At 40.1% G+C, this 18,913-nt stretch carries 16 protein-coding genes; 1 reads left to right on the top strand and 15 read right to left on the bottom strand.

Features of this window, described 5'->3' with window-relative positions:
- Positions 1 to 5: 5 nt before the first annotated feature.
- The 6 genes from dltB to IGJ28_RS12800 all read right to left on the bottom strand — a co-directional run bounded on the left by dltB (position 6) and on the right by IGJ28_RS12800 (position 5,420).
- Complete coding sequence (gene dltB, locus IGJ28_RS12825) at positions 6 to 1,205, bottom strand: D-alanyl-lipoteichoic acid biosynthesis protein DltB (protein WP_081131892.1); 1,200 nt, start codon at positions 1,203 to 1,205, stop codon at positions 6 to 8.
- A complete protein-coding gene (dltA, locus tag IGJ28_RS12820) occupies positions 1,202 to 2,719 on the bottom strand; it encodes a D-alanine--poly(phosphoribitol) ligase subunit DltA (protein ID WP_252711636.1) in 1,518 nt (505 codons plus the stop codon). The genes dltB and dltA overlap by 4 nt, the downstream gene beginning before the upstream one ends.
- An 11-nt stretch (positions 2,720 to 2,730) precedes the next feature.
- Complete coding sequence (locus tag IGJ28_RS12815) at positions 2,731 to 2,868, bottom strand: teichoic acid D-Ala incorporation-associated protein DltX (protein WP_029486349.1); 138 nt, start codon at positions 2,866 to 2,868, stop codon at positions 2,731 to 2,733.
- Positions 2,869 to 3,157: 289 nt separating this feature from the next.
- Positions 3,158 to 3,856, bottom strand: a complete 699-nt coding sequence (locus tag IGJ28_RS12810; RefSeq protein ID WP_003128294.1) for a response regulator transcription factor — start codon at positions 3,854 to 3,856, stop codon at positions 3,158 to 3,160.
- 6 nt (positions 3,857 to 3,862) lie between these two features.
- On the bottom strand, positions 3,863 to 5,230 hold the full coding sequence (locus IGJ28_RS12805) for an ATP-binding protein (protein WP_438845440.1): 1,368 nt from the start codon (positions 5,228 to 5,230) through the stop codon (positions 3,863 to 3,865).
- Complete coding sequence (locus tag IGJ28_RS12800; protein ID WP_438845439.1) at positions 5,199 to 5,420, bottom strand: hypothetical protein; 222 nt, start codon at positions 5,418 to 5,420, stop codon at positions 5,199 to 5,201. The genes IGJ28_RS12805 and IGJ28_RS12800 overlap by 32 nt, the downstream gene beginning before the upstream one ends.
- Positions 5,421 to 5,814: 394 nt before the next feature.
- On the opposite strand from IGJ28_RS12800, the gene IGJ28_RS12795 reads away from it, so the two are divergent.
- Positions 5,815 to 6,288, top strand: a complete 474-nt coding sequence (locus IGJ28_RS12795) for a GNAT family N-acetyltransferase (protein ID WP_252711637.1) — start codon at positions 5,815 to 5,817, stop codon at positions 6,286 to 6,288.
- Between the two features lie 85 nt (positions 6,289 to 6,373).
- Here the strand turns inward: IGJ28_RS12795 and IGJ28_RS12790 are convergent, their stop codons facing one another.
- From IGJ28_RS12790 to IGJ28_RS12750, 9 genes are all read right to left on the bottom strand, one after another.
- Positions 6,374 to 6,931, bottom strand: a complete 558-nt coding sequence (locus tag IGJ28_RS12790) for a hypothetical protein (RefSeq protein WP_252711638.1) — start codon at positions 6,929 to 6,931, stop codon at positions 6,374 to 6,376.
- Positions 6,932 to 7,288: 357 nt separating this feature from the next.
- Positions 7,289 to 8,155 (bottom strand): AraC family transcriptional regulator, encoded by an 867-nt coding sequence (locus tag IGJ28_RS12785; RefSeq protein WP_005470224.1) that lies wholly within the window; start codon positions 8,153 to 8,155, stop codon positions 7,289 to 7,291.
- Between the two features lie 365 nt (positions 8,156 to 8,520).
- Positions 8,521 to 11,409 (bottom strand): MucBP domain-containing protein, encoded by a 2,889-nt coding sequence (locus IGJ28_RS12780; protein WP_438845438.1) that lies wholly within the window; start codon positions 11,407 to 11,409, stop codon positions 8,521 to 8,523.
- A gap of 546 nt (positions 11,410 to 11,955) precedes the next feature.
- Positions 11,956 to 12,504: a GNAT family N-acetyltransferase gene (locus IGJ28_RS12775; protein WP_081131887.1), complete on the bottom strand. Its 549-nt coding sequence runs from the start codon at positions 12,502 to 12,504 to the stop codon at positions 11,956 to 11,958.
- A 45-nt stretch (positions 12,505 to 12,549) separates the two neighbouring features.
- Positions 12,550 to 13,038, bottom strand: coding sequence for a hypothetical protein (locus tag IGJ28_RS12770; RefSeq protein WP_081131886.1), 489 nt, complete (start codon positions 13,036 to 13,038; stop codon positions 12,550 to 12,552).
- Positions 13,039 to 13,296: 258 nt separating this feature from the next.
- Positions 13,297 to 15,888 carry a bifunctional acetaldehyde-CoA/alcohol dehydrogenase gene (gene adhE, locus IGJ28_RS12765; protein WP_005470221.1) on the bottom strand — a complete coding sequence of 864 codons (2,592 nt, stop codon included), beginning with the start codon at positions 15,886 to 15,888 and terminating at the stop codon, positions 13,297 to 13,299.
- Between the two features lie 330 nt (positions 15,889 to 16,218).
- Complete coding sequence (locus IGJ28_RS12760; RefSeq protein ID WP_081131884.1) at positions 16,219 to 17,298, bottom strand: M42 family metallopeptidase; 1,080 nt, start codon at positions 17,296 to 17,298, stop codon at positions 16,219 to 16,221.
- A gap of 12 nt (positions 17,299 to 17,310) precedes the next feature.
- Positions 17,311 to 18,375: a M42 family metallopeptidase gene (locus IGJ28_RS12755; RefSeq protein WP_081131883.1), complete on the bottom strand. Its 1,065-nt coding sequence runs from the start codon at positions 18,373 to 18,375 to the stop codon at positions 17,311 to 17,313.
- Between the two features lie 15 nt (positions 18,376 to 18,390).
- A complete protein-coding gene (locus tag IGJ28_RS12750; RefSeq protein ID WP_081131882.1) occupies positions 18,391 to 18,912 on the bottom strand; it encodes a GrdB-related putative oxidoreductase in 522 nt (173 codons plus the stop codon).
- Position 18,913 lies beyond the last annotated feature (1 nt).

The raw sequence follows: 18,913 nt of genomic DNA, 5'->3' as shown, positions 1-18,913 counted from the left end.
TCCTTTTATTTAACGAATAATTTGTCCAAGATTCCTGAGAAAATCAGAAAACTAAAGCAAACTGCTTGGAAGGTCAATACAGTGGACACCGCTTTGGTTAGGTTGTTCGATGGCAGATTTCCTTGTTTTTTCTTCCAACGGATCCACGCATCATTTCCGCAAATCAATGTCGCATGATATACCCCGTATAAAATGTAATACCAGGTAAGTCCATGCCAAATGCCCATTAACAAAAAGAGGGCAAAATAGCCGACATTGGATGCGACGATACGGCTTTTGAAAACTTTCTTCTTGATCAGTGTGAACATTAAACGCATGTACACATAGTCTCGGAACCAAAAAGACAGACTCATGTGCCAACGATTCCAGAATTCTTTGATATTAGGCGCCAGAAAAGGTTTATTGAAGTTAGCTGGTGTATCATAACCCATGAAGTTGCTGACACCAATCGCAAATAAACTATAGCCAGCAAAATCAAAGAACAGATACATACTATAAACATACATATAACCCAGCATCCCCCAAGAGAACAAGCCATTTTGCAGGGCTTCTTTGGTTACGATCGGCAGTAATACTTGACCGAGATAATAACCAAGAATGAACTTATACAGGAGCCCTAACATGATTTTGGCGACTCCTTTGTTTAAATAATCGAGATACACTTCTTTTGTCGGCGGATTCAGCAGATCCTTCTCAAAGCGACGATACCGATCGATCGGCCCCGAAGAAATCGTTGGAAAGTATAGTAGAAACTGGATATAACGCCAAGGATGGTATTCTTTGATCAGTCCATCCCGTATCTCCATGATCATTTGCACCGATTTAAAGGTCAGATAAGAGATACCCAAGAAATAAATCAATGAGGCATGTCCAACAAAGAAAGGGGTGACTTTGCTCAATGCCAATGGTAAAATCGCTGCTACCACTGCACCATAAAAGACGCCTGAAGTATTTGCTCGTTGGCGATGCTGATAATAGCCATAGACGAGTAATGTCTGATACACGACGTACCCGATCAGCGCCAGTCCCTGTTGCCAATATTCACCACCAAAACTTACGTACAATACCGCTAGTGTGAGTAACGTTTGATACCATTGCCAACGCTTTTGTTTGAACAGCAGCACAAGCATCATCGGAAGCAACCCTACCATTAGCCAAATGAAATAGGTGGGATTTGCATAAGGAATCATATGCTGCAGGTTCATGAAGGATTCACCTCATTTGTCAGCCATTTGCGGTCGATTTTGCCATTTGCCGTATGAGGCAACTGCTCAACATAGATAAATCGCTGCGGGATCATATACTCCATCACCGTTTCACTCAGCGAAGATTTGATGGCTTTTGTCAGTTGAAACTCTTTCTCGAAGGGGTGCGTTTCGGGAACGACATAAGCAATCAGCTGTTCCACTTTCTTTTCTTGATATTTAGGGACTACGACGGCTTGTTTGACCCACGAACTATTGCTTAAATGATGGTCGATCTCTTCTAATTCCATTCGATACCCATGGAACTTCACTTGAAAATCAAGACGCCCTTCATAATGCAACAAACCATCTTCCGTCATTCTGCCACTATCGCCGGTTCGATACGCTGGTTGCCCTTCATGGACAAAAAATGCCTCTTTTGTTTTCTCGGGATTGTTCAGATACCCTTTTGACACGCTAGGACCACTAATGATGATCTCACCTACTTGCCCTTTAGGAACTAGTTGATCTTCTTCCATAAAGAAAACCGTCGAATCTTCTTTCACATACCCAATTGGCACTCGATCATATTGCTCCAGTAATTCTTCAGTGATTTGCACTCCGGATACGGCAACAGTCGCTTCAGTAGGTCCATAGGTATTGTAGATTTTTGCATTTGGAAAACGTTCCAGCAGTGCGTGAGCGGTTTTTTTTGGTAGTTCTTCCCCACAGAATAAGAAATGTTCCAATTGAGGAACGTGCATCCCGTCAAAGGTCTCTTCCATCAAACATAGTTTCATAAATGAAGGTGTCGAGATCCAAACATTGATAGCCAATTGCGGCAAGGTTCCAAACAATGTTTTGAAGTCATTAATGACCGCCTTTTTTAAAGGCACCAAACAGCCGCCAGAAGTCAATGCTGGATATAACCCCATGACAGAGAGATCAAAGGAATACGGTGCCTGTGCCAAATAATGCATCCCTTCGCGTAAAGAAAAATCCTTCAATGTCCATTGCACGAAACTCAATAAATTTCCATGACTAATCTGAACTCCTTTAGGGATGCCGGTCGTTCCTGATGTGAAGATGATGTAGTAAATATCATCCTTCCCTAGCGCTTTTGTGTTGCCTAAATTACGCCCGCTTTGATAGATTTCTTCCAATTGATTTATTTCTAGCATTGGAATCATTGTTTCCGGACCTTGCCAGTCAGCTACGCTAATGATCAAATCTGGCGTAGCCACAGAGAGGATCAATTCAATACGCTCTTTTGGCGTGGTACTTTCAATCGGAATATATGCCCGACCTGTTTTGGAAGCTGCCAAAAAGGCTGTTAGCATGTCAAATTCTAACTCGCCATAAACCACGATCGGTCCGCGAGTTTCCAGAGTTTCCTCGAGATAGGCAGCTAATTGGTCGGATCGAGCTGCTAATTGTCCATAAGTATATGTTAGGTCATCTTCTCGGTAGGCAATCCTCTCTGGATCCTTTTGTGCCCATTCTTCAATGGCTTGCACAATATTTACCACGTTCATGAACATTCCTCCTAAAATTCATTATAGATAAAGGTGCCACCTTGCACGTTTTTATAATGATAAAGATAAATCAGCATCAAAATGATACAGAAATAAAAAAGGGTTTTGCCTGCAAAGAAGAGTGCTTGACGCACATGTTCATTTTTGATTCGTTGTTTCACCAAATCCCTCCTTTTCTTGCTATATTGATTCTAGAATGAAGGAGTAAATAATTGACCTTGAAATGTTAAACAATTTATAAACTGGCGATAAACTTTTTATTTCATTTATTAGTTTTTTTTTAATCTGCTTACATTTTTGTAATACAAAATGGCTTTCACGAACAAAATTGTCATCTCTTCATAAAAAAAAGCAAGAATCTCTTTAAACAGCACCTATGCTGAAAAAAGATTCTTGCTGCTATATTTTTTGGCAGCAACTAACCACTTTGCTGCAATGTTACGCCTTAAAGCGATACCCTGCTCCCCAGACGGTTTGAATATATTGTGGATTGGTGGGATCTTCCTCGACTTTTTCTCTTAAACGATTGATATGGACGGCGACGGTTCGGATGTTGCCTAGTGCTTCCATCCCCCAGATTTTTTCATAGAGTTGTTCTTTGCTGAAGACGATCTCTGGATTTTCCATCAAAAAGAGCAATAACTCATACTCTCGATGTTTGCAGTCAACTTCGATTCCATCCACGTAAACCCGATGCGTTTGTGAATTGATTCGGATACCGCCTAATTCGATTTCACTAGATACAGTTTCTGTCTGTTGTCCGCGCTTGATCCGATTGTATTGTGCAATGTTCGCTTTGACCCGAGCGACAAGTTCGGTTGGCGAAAAAGGTTTCGAAATATAATCATCCGCACCTATACCTAAACCTCGCAGCTTTTCTAATTCTTCTGACTTGGCCGTGACCATAATGATTGGAATATCGACTTTATCGCGAATGTTACGACAAATTTCATGTCCATCCATTCCTGGCAGCATCACATCCAATAAGATCAATTGGTATTTCTCCGTCAATGCTTCATGATAGCCCACACAACCGTCGTTAACGATATGGACTTCATACCCTTCCATTTCTAAAAAATCTTTTTCGATCATTGAAATATCTTCATCGTCTTCAATAATTAATACTCGTACACTCAACTTCGATCACTTCCTTTTTGATTTAACTGGGAGGGTGATAACGATCGCTAATCCCCCTGCTGGATGGTTGTACGCTTGAATCGTTCCATTGAATCCTTCAATGATTTTCTTCGAAATCGCTAAGCCTAAGCCATTGCCTTTGCTCGGGTTGGTTCTTGAGCGGTCATCGCGATAGAAAAGTTCAAACAAGTCTTCCAAATTCTCTTCCGATACACCGCTGCCGTTATCAATGATCGACAAGATAAACTGTTCCTCAACTACTTCATAAGAGACGACCACTTGTTTATCGTTGCGATCCACATACTTGCGGGCATTTTCAAATAGATTTGTTAAGACTGTACGAAACTGAACTGGATCCACTTCTAGCGAAACGTTTTGATCCGTCGGTTCCAATAGAATCGTCAATCCATTCAATTCGTATTCCTGCTGGATAAAGCCGATGTATTCATCGATCAGTTTTTTACTAGTAGTTGTCACTAGATTGAAAGGAAATTCACCGGTATCCAACTTAGAAAACAAGAAAAGCTGTGCAATCACTTGGTCCAAATCATCGATCTTCTTTTTTACAATCGTAAAATATTTGGTCCGCATGGCAGGTGTATTAGCGATCCCCTTCTCTAGTCCTTCGACATAGGCTTTGATCGAAGTCAGTGGGGTTCGCAGATCATGGGAAATACCCGCGATCAATTCTCGGCGATTGGTTTCCAGTTTGTTTTGATTATCCATCATTTCTTTCAGCTGACGTGCCATACCGTTGAAGTCTTTTGAGACCGGTAAAAATTCATCTTGCTTCGTATACTGGATCTGATATTGCAGATCTCCTTCTCTGATTTTATAGAAACCTACAGTCAATAATTCCAAAGGATCGGTAATACTTCTTGTGAGATATCGCGTCAGAACACGGCTAGTAATAAAAATAATCGACAAAATCAAAATCACGACTAACACGATGATCCGAGACAACATCGCTTTGTAATCGCGATCCCATAATGGATCTTGATAATACAAATCATTGTAATAATTTGAATTGATCAAGATAATCTTGTAGTTGCTGGTATCAAATGTCGTAAGAAAGGTTTGATCTTTTAAGTAACTATGTTCTCCCTCTTCTTTAAGAGCAGTTTCTTTCATTTTTTGATCTGTTACTTCCCCTACAGACGAAATTAGCTTATCGCCGCGATAAACCAGCAATGCAATATTTTTGCTATGATTGGTCTTTTTGAAATGTTGCATGTCGGCGACTACTTCTGCATCTGTCGTCTTCTCCGTATCCCATTTGATCACCAGACTTTCAACCGTCGCATACTGGGCACGAAATTCGGTATTCTTGATCATGGCTCCTTCATCTAGCCCCCAGAAATAACGCCAGACCATTAAAAAAGCAATCACTGAAGCTAATAAGCTCAATAAAACTGGGACAATAATCATCAATATATGCGATATAAATAAACGCTGCTTGATAGTCATTCTTTTCCTCTTCTCTTTGATAGCGATGATTCAACATAGTTATGCAGCCATCATTTAAAGTGTTCTCTTTGAAAAAATTGGGATCGCCTGTTTTCACGACGTGGTCCGCCTCTTATTGAAAGGAGGTGCTGTCTATTTTTTTCGATTTTAGCCCATACTTATAGGTACTTCAACCGATGCCTTCGGTCAGTTGTGAAAGAGTGAATTCTTTCCGCCTTGCACACGCAATGATCTGATTTCTTGAACGATTTCTTACCTTTTTAAATAAAGAAAATAAAATTTGCTTATCAGAATAATAAAAACTGAGCCAATACTATAGTAACAGGAAATAGTAAACAAAAAGTAAACTATTGCTAAAAAGTAAATTAAATACGAAAAGGACAGCCCGGCTTCTCCCCCTAACGCAAGACTAGCTGCTAATTGCGGCAACTGTATTTGTTCTTTGAGACAGCTTTCGTTATACTAAAAAAATGGAAGAAAGGACATACACTATGACAGTCAGAATTGAAGAAGTGTCCCAGTCTACTTGGCGTACAGTTGCTGCCTTAAAAGTATCAGAATCCCAACGTACTTTTATTGAAGACAACACCACCTCCTTGCTGGAAGCTGCATATGATACTTCTTTGCATTGGGTCCCGCTTGCTTTGTACAAAGAAGAAACCATTATCGGCTTTGCAATGGTCGGTGCCTATAACGAACAAGAACAAAGTATTTGGTTGGATCGCTTGATGATCGATCAGCATTGGCAAAAATTAGGCTTAGGCAAGAAATTTATGCCGTTGCTCCTAGACTATCTTTTCTGCCATTGGACAGTGGAAAAAATCTATTTAAGTGCCCACAAAGAGAACAAAACGATCTTTTCGTTTTATACCGCTTTTGGCTTTAGGCATACCCATCACATAGATCCAGAAAATGGTGAACTGATTATGGTATACAAGAAAACGACTGCGACAGAACCTTTCTAAAGGTTCTTCGCAGTCTTTTTGCTTGTTTCAATGAAAATGCGATAGTCGGGTTTCACCTGACACTTGGACTAATTTGAATCTGTCTCTATTCTATTCGATCAGTCACTAAAGGAATATCGATTCTATTACTTTTGATTTCGTCAGGGATCCTATCTGAATCCTTGCAATTTAGTAAAGGAGTTAAGCGATCGTCTATCCTTTTTTCAATTGCTGCAAAAGCTGGATGATTCCACAGCAGCAAAAATGGTTTCAAAGAATTGATAGCAAATTTTAGCGGGTTCGGGTTTATCTTGCTTTTCAAATCTAAAAATAAGAAATGGTACCCATTAGTCGCAGCTCCTAATCTTCTTATCTCTAAATAAAGATATTCCAAATCTGCTCTGCTTATGTGAAATAGTTCCTGTTTCTGCTTTTTCCTAAACAAACAATGGTTTTCCCCCAACTTGATTATGTCAATCGTATCTTCTCCAATGATACATTTGCAATTAGGCGTTCCAGCTGAACATTTGACAAACCCTTGAGGATATTCCTTGGCGTCAATTTCAATCAGTGCTGCTACCCGCTTTCCATCGAGTAACATTTTTTGGATGTCATTTGAAAATGTACTATAAAACCATGATTGATTACTCGTTTGCTTGTCCATTTACCCAGCTCCTCCCTGGCATACTTGTTCAAAAACGTTTGTCTATAAAAGGCGTCGCTCTATCATTAAGAGTAGTCTACTATTAAGAATAGTCTACTTCTTACTTCTCAAACATACAATAACATTTTTTATTTTGAATATATTTTTTTAGCTTACTTATTTTGAGCAATGGGCTTCGCCCAAAGTTTCTTGCACCATCACTCGTCTTATTCTCACAAATTCCACATCATGGATTCTTCTCAAACTCCTATTCAATGAATATACAAAAGAAGCACAGAAATGACTTTCTGTGCTTCTTCTGGCTTGTTTTGATTCCTCACTTTGCACGTTCTTTCGTGACGTTTGATTCGTCAATCATCAGCTTTTACTGACTGGAATCCATAGCTCGCTTTTGCAATCGGGTTTAGACAAATCAGGACTTTCATGCCACAAAAGTTCGGGTCCTCCAGTTAATTGATAATCAGACATTGCCAGCCATTCGCTGTAAATACGCGCCCAAGTTTCTTGAACTGCTTCTGGAAATGGTCCTACTACTGTAAAGACTGCCCAATCAGATTCTTCCACTTGTAACACATCATAAGGTTCTGATGCTTTTTGGGTAGTTGCTACACCGACATACTGATCAAGCGCTGTTCCTTCCACTTCTCGTTCGACAAAATTTGCCGACACACTGATAATTCCTCGCGGCTGGATATTTGCCAGATTTTTGAGTTCCATAATGCGCTCTGGCGTCAGTTTTTCATACAGTGATGTCATTTGCGGATTCTCTCCCTGATACTGCAGCGTGATCCTTTTTTTGAAACCGACGATTTGAAAAGGTTCATTGTGTACGATCCGATAGTCCATTTTGTTACCTCCTTTGATTGTCAGCTGGAAAGTCATTGGTGGAAATGCTTTTAGAATAACATCCAGCTGTTTTGCTTGTGAGGGAGAAATGCCATGCATCCCACGAAAGGCTTTGCTAAAAGCATCCGACGAATCATAGCCAAGTAACGTTGCAGTGTCGATTACTTTCGCTCCTTGTTTCAACAAGTCTCCTGCCAAAACCAATTTCCTGCATCGCAAATATTCGCTTAAAGACATACCCGCCAAATAGGAAAATACCCGCCGAAAATGATATTCCGAACAACCAGCTAATTTAGCCATGTGTGTAAAATCAATTTCTTCTAACAAGTTTTCTTCTAGATAGGCCATTGCCTGATTCATATTCTCTAAAGGATTCATTCATCTTCTCTCCCATCTCCTACACAATAACAAAGTTCAAAGAACGTCACCCGGTATTATCGTTGCATGTTTTATCGGTTTTAGTCAAAAGTATTTTTTGATGCCCCAAGTATAGCATAGAACAAGAAATTCCTTTAAATGCATGAACGTTCTCTATGTTTTAAAAAGTGTATTTGTAAATAGATCTATTTTTTTGAGCTGTCGATGTACTGATTCCTAAAGACTACCGCACACAAAAATACCAAAACAAGAAGATAGGCTCCTTGTTTTGGTATTTAGCCGTTTACTCATCGATCGTTCTTAATGAACAATCCTTGTCTCCACTTAAGAATCGACATCTCGTAATCAAAAAGAACTGCTACCTTTTATTTTCGTCTTTTTATTAAATAGAATCCAATAAAGCTGACTAATCCAATTCCTATAAGGTTTAAATAACTTTTTGATACGTCATTGGTTTGTGGTAATTTTGCTTTTGATTCTGAATCTTTTTGATAATTTGTATTTTCTTTCTTAGATGTTGATGTCTTGTTTTTTTGCTCTGAAGTGGATGCTTTTGCTGGAGAAGCATCTTTTGTATATACATATGTGATGGTTTGCGGCTCTTTCCCTAGCTTTCCGATCCGATTTTCTGGTAATTGGCTCTCATCTAGATGATAACCATTGATCGACAACTGATATTCTTTCGTAGTAGCATCATAGTGATCACCGATATTTCCTTGAATGGTTTTCGCTGCATGAATTTCTTTGCCGTCTTTGTCAACATAGACAACTGTCACAGCTGCCGCTCTTTCTGAATCTTTGCCTTTATCCGAATTCTTCGTATACACATAGGTCACGGTTTGCGCTTGGTCACTCATTGTTCCAGTGCTATTAGTTGGCAATTGTTTCGTGTCTAATGTATAACCACTGATCGTTAGTTTGTATCCATCTGTCGTAGCGTCGTAGTCGTCTCCAACATTTCCTGAAATGACTTGTGCTGCATGGATCTCATTTCCATCTGTGTCCACATATTCTACCGTCACATCTGCGGCTTTTACAGGGTCTTTCGCATATACATAGGTCACGGTTTGCGCTTGGTCACTCATTGTTCCAGTGCTATTAGTTGGTAATTGTTTCGTGTCTAATGTATAACCACTGATCGTTAGTTTGTATCCATCCGTCGTAGCGTCGTAGTCATCTCCAACATTTCCTGTAATGACTTGTGGTGCGTGGATCTCATTTCCATCTGTGTCCACATATTCTACCGTCACATCTGCCGCTTTCACAGGATCTTTGGTATACATATACGTCACGGTTTGCGCTTGATCACTCATTACCCCAGTGCCATTCTTTGGCAACTGTTTCGTGTCTAATGTATAACCACTGATCGTTAGTTTGTATCCATCCGTCGTAGCGTCGTAGTCATCTCCAACATTTCCTGTGATCACTTGTGGTGCGTGGATCTCATTTCCATCTGTGTCCACATATTTCACCGTCACATCCGCCGCTTTCACAGGATCTTTGGTATACATATACGTCACGGTTTGCGCTTGATCACTCATTACCCCAGTACCATTATCTGGCAACTGTTTCGTGTCTAATGTATAACCACTGATCGTTAGTTTGTATCCATCCGTCGTAGCGTCGTAGTCGTCCCCAACATTTCCTGAAATGACTTGTGGTGCGTGGATCTCATTTCCATCTGTATCCACATATTTCACCGTCACATCCGCCGCTTTCACAGGATCTTTGGTATACACATAGGTCACTGTTTGCGCTTGATCACTCATTACCCCAATACCATTATTTGGCAACTGTTTCGTGTCTAATGTATAACCATTGATCGTTAGTTTGTATACATCCGTCGTAGCGTCGTAGTCGTCCCCAACATTTCCTGTAATGACTTGTGGTGCGTGGATCTCATTTCCATCTGTGTCCACATATTCTACTGTTACATCTGCGGCTGCTTCTTGATGATTGATCGCAAATTGATGCAAATAGGTACCTGAAGAAATCGCGTAGAAGCTAAACCCATCTGGTTGTGCATATGTCCCGGCTGGATTATTCAGACGTGAATTGTATTTCATCGTATGAATACCTTCAAATTCTTCTGGGGTTATATCAGACACAGTGACGCCTTGATCTGTAATAGATAGCTGAGAAGAAGGGAGTTGAACCCCGTTTAAGTCAAAATACGTTTGGCTTTGACTATTGGATGTTGAAAAAGGTGGAACATAGCCATCAAAATTTGTTAGTCGATTGGGCATGATCGAAAACGGGACAAAAAATGACTGCGTTGCAGCATCATAATTCAGCTCCTTAGCAGATATCGTAGTCACTCCATCACTTCTTCCTGTATTCTGCCCATAAGCCGCCAGATTTTCTAAGACAGGAAAATTGTTGATAACGGTGAAATCACTGACCGCACAAAATTGAATCCGTAATTCCTTTAAATTCGGCAATGAAGCCAATGGCGCAATCGTAGTAATATTCATATTCGACTCAAAAGTAAGTGATTCTAAATTCTTCATTTCAAGTATCTTCGGATAGACAGCATCTGTGACATTAGCAGAAGAAAGGTTCAATCGAGTAAGATTGTCCCCAAAATCAGGAACATTGTCATCTGTAACATTCGCTCCCATTAAATAAGCATAGACTAAACCATCTATCTTAGTTAATACCGAAAAATCAGAAATCTGATTGGTTCCATTCATGTAAAAGGAAGACAGGCTTGTGGCATACTCCAAACCGGACAAATCAGCAAGAGCTGAATCAGTCGAATAAATATAGATTGTCTGCATTTTACTGATTTTTTCTTTAGTGATTTCTGATACTTCGATTCCTAATGCCTTCGCCACTATTGACTGTAATGTAGGATCTGGTAACCAACTAGAAACATCCTCAGTATTGGCTTGATTATCAGGCAACGAATTTGCGAACTGTTGAGCATTTGATGGCAACAAACTTCTAGCTGATTTTTCCTTTGATTTGGCAGAACTTGTATCTGGAATCGATGATTCTTCTGTACCTACTGTTGATGCTGTTGATGTTGTTGATGCTTCACTCTCAGAACTTGATTCCTTTGAATCAGAAGTAACACTTTCAGAGGTAGAAGATTCAGTAACAGTCTCAACTGAATCGTTGCTAGTTTCTTGGGTGGTGTCAGACTGTACAGAGTCGTTTCCCTCCGCTGCTAGTACCGTCACTACGGGGGTAGCCAGTGGTGAATTTAATAAGACAAACAAAGATACATAGCTAAATATTTTTCGTTTCATTTTTGATCTCCTTTTTTGCTAATCATTACCTTTTCTTTTTTTAATCATATTCTCATTTTAATAATAATAATCCTAAAATGGAAAATAGTAAAGTTATAACTTAACTAGTGAAATATAGCACGAACGTTACGCACTTTTCACACCCCAATCACGCCATTTCATTTGCTAAAAATTAATAACTACTGTATCTGTAGACCAAAGTATTTCTAGGAATAATGGTAGCAAAAAAAATAGCTGCACCTGCTTTGACTTTGCTTCAAACAAAAATCAGTGTATCTACGCTTACTCTCCCATGACTTTCAAAAAAGCATTGCATCTAAAATTGTAAATTGATCAGCTGAAATAAAGCTGCTTCTTAGCTTCCTCGTCTTTCGATATTGTGGAGCAAGACAATCAATAACAGTTGGCGACAAAAAAAGACCAGCAAGGAATATCTCCAGCTGGATCCACAAATAGATATTTTATACGTTTTAGCAGTTAGATCTGTTATCGATGCCAACAGACGGAACAAAAAATCCCGTTTATTGGTACAGTGCAGTTTTTTTCTTACCTGCCCATTCTTTGGTTCCATTCTTCTCGCAGCACACCGTATTTTACTGAGTCATAATAGTGGCCTTCCCAATAACGAACTCTACGGATTTGTGCTTCTTTCGTCATGCCCAGTTTTTCCCCAACCTTCATCATCCGGTGATTGCCTGACCAAGTCGTATATCCGATCCGTTGGATGAGTGGTTCTTGTTCAAATAAGAATGTGATCCACAAACGCATCGCATGACTACCGACCCCATGATTCCATAAAGTGGCATCATAGATTGCCACACCAAATTCAAGCCATTGATGCAGATTGCCATCTTCCCAATATGCAGTGGCGATTCCTACAAGCCTTCCTTGATAATAAATAGCCTTCCGTAATGGATTATTTAAACAATTTTTGCCAAATCCATTTTTGAATTCTTCCCATGTTAGGACAGGGTCCTGAAAATAAGGTCCATCCCACTTTTTCCACTCTAAGTCAGCTTTAGGACCATAACTGATCGACCAAAGAGCAGAAAGGTTTTCTTCGGTGATTGATTTCAATTGTATATGATTTTTCATCTTTCTCCTTTTCAAACATCAAACTGCTGAAAAATAAAACTGAAGCTACTTGTTTTTACCAAACAAACGTTGAAAAAAGCCATTTTTTTCGGACGCTGTTTCTTTGACTACCACTGTACCATCGGTGTCCTTCCACTTTCTCTGAAACGTAAGATTATCTTGTAAAAGTAATCCATTTAACTCGAGGATACCTTTTAACCCAGCAATCGTTCGGCGCAACTCACCGTCTTGTTGACCATAGAAATCCTTCTTCCCAGCATCTTCAAGTTCTTCTAGTTGCTGGATTAACTCTCGAAGTGTTTGAGCCTGATCTCCCAGAATAGCCGACATCTCTTCCACTTGACGTTCTTCTATCGTTGGTGCCGTTTCGTAAATAGTCACTAAAGATAAACTATCGACATAATCCTTTAAGTCAAAAAGAAACGTTTGGCTTGCTTCATCTTCAACCATTGATGTTTTCATTAAATAGTTTTGTAACGCTTCCATTTGTTTTTGCTGAACGAGTAAATCTAACACTAAGGCCTCTGTGTCCATCGGTACCACCTCCTACTCTATTGTTGCGTTTTTCTTTTGCTTCGTCAAGAAAAGCTTCGAGAATAATGTTGAAAAACAGACGGGCTGAATAGTAATTGTTTTCTCTACTGTATATTACATATCACATACCACTTCTTTTATAGTCAAATTTACTAGTTTCTGCACCACCCTACAGTTAACTCAATTCATTGTATCTCTCAACTACAAAAAATATCCCCTCGGCAGCTAAGATACCGAGGGGATTGGTGCATTCATTGCTTAGCCGTTATAAGCATCCACAATGATTTGTTTCAATTCAGAAATCAATGGTTCTTTAGGGTTCGCAGTTGTACATTGGTCTTCGTAAGCCAATTCAGCCATACGATCTACAGTTGCATCCAATACTTCTTGAGTCACGCCTTGTGCTTTCAAGTTCATATCGATACCAACGGATTTACCTAATTCGTAAACCGCAGTTGCTAATGCTTCAACTAGTTCCGCAGTTGTTTCTCCTTTAAGACCTAAGAATTTCGCAATGTCTGCGTAATCTGTGTCAGCACGGAAGAAATCATATTTAGGGAACATCGCATGTTTTTGAGGATCTTTGGCATTGTAACGGATAATATGCGGCAAAAGAATCGCATTGGTACGTCCGTGAGGAATACCATATTCTCCTCCAATTTTGTGAGCAACTGAGTGACAAATACCTAGGAATGCATTGGCGAAGGCCATACCTGCCATTGTTGATGCGTTATGCATTTTTTCGCGAGATTCCATATCCGGTGTTTTCACTGATTTTTCTAAGTAGTCAAAGACTAACTTGATTGCTTGTAAGCTCAACCCACGAGTGTAATCAGATGCCATTACCGACACATAAGATTCAATCGCATGGGTCAATACATCCATACCTGTATCTGCTGTTACAGAAGCAGGAACTGACATGACAAATTGAGGGTCAACGATCGCTACATCTGGTGTTAATGCGTAGTCTGCTAATGGGTATTTCACATGCGTATCGCTATCTGTGATAACCGCAAATGGGGTTACTTCAGAACCTGTACCGGAAGTTGTTGGGATACATACAAATTGAGTTTTTTCTGGTTTGTCGATCTTGTATGTCCGTTTACGGATATCCAAGAATTTTTGTTTTGCGCCAAAGAAAGATGTATCTGGGTGTTCATAGAACATCCACATGCCTTTCGCAGCATCCATTGCTGATCCACCACCAAGAGCGATTACTGTATCTGGTTTGAAATCAACCATCATCTTCGTTCCAGCATAAACGGTATTTGTTGATGGGTTTGGTTCTACATCTGAGAAGACTTCGATCTTCACATCGTTTTTGCGGCGAGCAAGAACTTCGCGAACGGTATCGCAGTAGCCGAATTGAACCATTCCTGGGTCACAAACGATCATGACACGTTCAACATTTTCCATTTTCTCTAAGTATAATAGAGAGTTCTTTTCAAAGAAGATTTTTGGCGGTAATTTAAACCATTGCATATTATTTCTCCGTTTCGCTACAGTTTTAACGTTGATCAAGTTCACAGCAGAAACATTACGAGAAACAGAGTTCTTTCCGTATGAACCACAACCAAGTGTCAATGAAGGGATCATTTCATTGTAGATATTACCGATACCACCTTCAGCAGATGGAGTATTCACCAAGATACGGCAAGCTTTCATGCGTAAGCCAAATGCCAATTGCAAATCTTCATTTTCTGTGTGGATAACCGCTGTATGTCCTAATCCACCTAAATCAAGCATAGCTTCACATTTTTGGAAAGCATCTTCTGTGTTGTTTGCTTTGATCATTGCTAGAACTGGAGAAAGTTTTTCGCGAGATAATGGGTAATCTGCACCCACGCCATCTAGTTCTGCAATCAATAGTTTCGTACCTTCAGGCACCTTGATGCCTGCTAATTTTGCGATCTCCATTGCTGAATGTCCAACAATTGCTGGATTTACAGCATATTTGCCTTCATTCATCACTGCATCTTCAAGTTTTTGCAATTCTTTTGGTTTTACCACGTATACTTGATGAGCTTCAAACTCTGCTTTAACAGCTGCATAGACTTCTTTATCAACGATCACTGCTTGTTCAGAAGCACAGATCATTCCGTTATCAAATGTTTTAGAAACGATCAAATCGTTGACCGCGCGTTTGATTTTTGCTGTTTTTTCGATGTAAGAAGGGACGTTACCTGGACCTACACCTAGGGCTGGTTTTCCTGTTGAGTATGCAGCTTTGACCATGCCTGCACCACCAGTTGCCAATACGATGGCGATTCCTGGGTGATTCATCAATAAGCCTGTTGCTTCGATTGATGGATGTTCGATCCATTGCACACAGTTTTCTGGTGCACCGGCTGCGATTGCTGCATCACGAACGATCCGCGCTGCTTCTGCTGAACATTTTTGAGCAGATGGATGGAAAGCAAACACGATTGGGTTCCGAGTCTTCAATGCGATCATTGCTTTAAAGATCGTTGTTGACGTTGGGTTCGTTGTTGGAGTTACCCCACAGACAACCCCGACTGGTTCAGCAATTTCGATCAACCCTTTTTGTTTGTCTTCATTGATCACGCCAACTGTTTTGTCATGTTTGATGCTATTCCAAATATATTCTGAAGCATACATATTTTTGATTGCTTTATCTTCATAGATTCCGCGACCCGTTTCTTCAACTGCCATTTTTGCAAGCGGCATATGTTTGTCTAAGGCCGCCATAGCCATTTCGTGTACGATATGGTCTACTTTCTCTTGATCAAAGTTTTCCATTTCTTTTAAGGCCACGTTTGCTTTTTTTGCAAGATCATCGATCATTGCTTGTACATCGATCGTCACTTCTTTTTCCAATGTCTTAGCCATTGTAATCCTCCTAGTTCGTTAACAATTTATTTGTTAATTACTTCACATACACATCATACAATAACTCTTTTCGTTTGTAAACAATTTCTGTGATTTTTTTCACAGTTTTTTAAAAATAAGTTAAATCAAGCGTTTTCAACATATCGAGTTATTTTAAGCTGATGCTTAAGTGACTCGAGTATCCATGTGCTTTATTGAACAATCGTTGTTTTTATCAAGCTTTTTCCAAGAAAAAAAACCGATATATTTGATTGATTCTCAAATATATCGGTTCTTAGTATGATGGATACTGATTTTGGTTTTGCATTTACATAGATGAACAATAACACTCTATTGTCCTATTTTGAAGGAGCGTATTTCTTCAGAGGTGATTTTTTTCAAAAATTCACTCAATAGAATGATTGTTTGCAAATAATCTTCTTTGTGGATGATTAATCTTGAGGAATGCATATACCTTGTCGGAATCGATACTGTCATTGCAACAACTCCTGTCATTGCTTTATGGATGTTGCAAGCATCTGTCCCTCCAACAGTCATGAAGTCATGCCGATAAGGTAGTTTTTGTCTTACTGCAATCTCTTCCATTTTTGCAAGCAGTTCACTATTACCGATCGTTAGCGAATCCAAAACAGAGAGTACAGGACCTTTTCCCAGTTGCAATCCCCCTTGATCAAAGGGAGTGTCTACAGCGGTAGTGACATCTAACGCAATCGCCAAATCGGGCTTAATGCTGTGGGCAGCTGTACGGGCACCTCGTATACCGACTTCTTCTTGAGTCGTTGCCGCAAAGTAGACATCAACAGCTAGCTCTTCTTTGGCTAAAGCTTTCATGACCTCAATACAGACACCCACACAAACTCGATCATCCCAAGCTTTCCCTAACAAGTAATTCGGATCATTCATTTCACGAAAGACCGTCTTAGGTGTAACCATGTCGCCTACCATTATTCCTAACTGGCGAATATATTCAGCTGACGGAACCCCCATATCTAAATAAAATTCATTAGCTGGGATCACTTTATTCTTTTCTTCTGGCGGCATCCCGTGGGGCGCGCGACTTCCAATGACCCCTGTGTATTTCTTGCCTTCCATCGTTGTGACACGCATTTCCTGTGCGGGCATGACGTGTCCCCACCAGCCGCCTACCGGTAAGAGTTTCAAATAACCTTCCTTGGTGATTTTTCGAACTACGAAACCGACTTCGTCCATGTGGGCTGACAACATCACTTTGGGCGCATTCGCTTTAGAACTCTTTTTTACTAAGATCAATGAACCAAGGTTGTCATAAAAACAGGAATCAACTGCTCCTTCTGCATATTTCTTCACGATTCTGGATATTTCTTTTTCCCGGCCGCCGATACCATCGGCTTCACTTAATTCTTTTAGGATTTCTAAGTCTACAGCTCTCATAGGGATCGTCTCCTAGCGGTTTTCTTCTTTGAATGAAACAATCGCTGCTTCGTCTAAGTCTTTCAGAAAAAGATAGATGGCTTGACCGACTGTTTCATAATCTTCTTGCGAAACAACTTGAGCTGCTGTGTTCATATTTCTTACAGGCATGTTCATAAATAAGACTGGACATCCCGTCCGTAATTTGTTGAACCAAGCACCGTCTGAGTCTTCTAATGAGAAATAATATTGATATGGCAATGCTGCCTCTTCACAGATTTTTCTCAATTCTTCCATCGGCAACCGATTTGGCAAAACGGAAGGATCATAATATGTCAATAGAACTCCTTTTGAGAGTTCTCCTTGTACATCGCCAGCATCTTCCTGATAATCCCAGGCTCGATTTGTATCTAGGATGATCGTTAGGTCTGGTGCAACCAGATTCGCTGCTGTTTGAGCACCTCTGGCACCGACTTGCTCCTGAACCGTACATCCAACATATAGATCAAAAGGGAAGCTGAGTTGATTTTCATAAATTTGACGTAACAAATCAATCGTTTGATTGACAGAAATCCGTCCATTCCAATTTGGAGCGATCCATTCTTTTCCATTTTTGCTGACAGTAAATTTGGGCGCAAATGTCACCATATCTCCCAAAGAAACTTCTTCTGACAATGCTTCCTCTTTTGAAGAAAAACCAAAATCTAGTAAAACGTCCTCTTTTCCCTGAACCTGGTTTGCTTTGTTTCGTCCTAAAATGACGCCTGGGAAGGCTTTCCCTTGTCGATTGTACAGGTGGACTTCCTGTCCCAATAAGCTATTCGGCTCGATTTTCCCCATTATCAGTCCGCGAATCAAGCCGGTTTCTTCGATTTTTTTGACAATAAACCCAAGTTCATCCATATGGGCAGTCACTAAAACAGTGGTTGGATTCTCCTTTTCAGATTTGATGACCCCATAGATCGAACCTAGGTTGTCATAGATGATTTCGTCGCAGTAAGGTGCATAATACTCTTTCAATAATTTAGAGATTGGTTTTTCTCTTCCGGAAATTCCGGGAGTTTTGACCACTTTTTCGAGCTGATCCATTTGTCCCATCTGCTTTACCACTCCTTAGTAACAATGTTCCTTCACGTAATCCGTCGTATCTCGTTTCTCTGCTTTCAACTGACAAAGAGTCAACATTTCGTTCATTGCTTCTGTTAATCCAGTACCACCCTTTTTTGGCATTTTTACAATATCTACTTGATCTTTAAATCTTGTGATTGCCTCTTGGCATTCAATGGACATCGCCGCAACAGCAGGGATCTGAACCTTCTCTTCGACAACTTTCGCAACTTCAGCAGCCATTTCCCCGTATGTTTCATAATTAAAACATGGACCGCAAAGCAACACATCTGCGCCTAATTTCTGTACCATTGCGGCAATCTTTAAAGAAGATTCCTTCGCATGCTTTCGGTAATAGTCATCACCACAATAAATCGTGGCAAGGACCTCCATATTCTTTTCCTTTAATAACTTTTCGAACATTTTGACAGAACCAATCGCTGTCTTTTGCCCCCCTAATGGCTGATCCCCATGTTCTTTCCCACCAAGTCCGGCTTGAATTTGATCCAGCAAAAAGATTATTTTCATT

This window comes from Enterococcus sp. AZ091, from assembly GCF_051714805.1.
GTDB lineage: Bacteria > Bacillota > Bacilli > Lactobacillales > Enterococcaceae > Enterococcus_D > Enterococcus_D gallinarum.
Note: the sequence above shows the minus strand (reverse complement) of the source record. Positions and strands in the feature narration are given on the sequence as shown.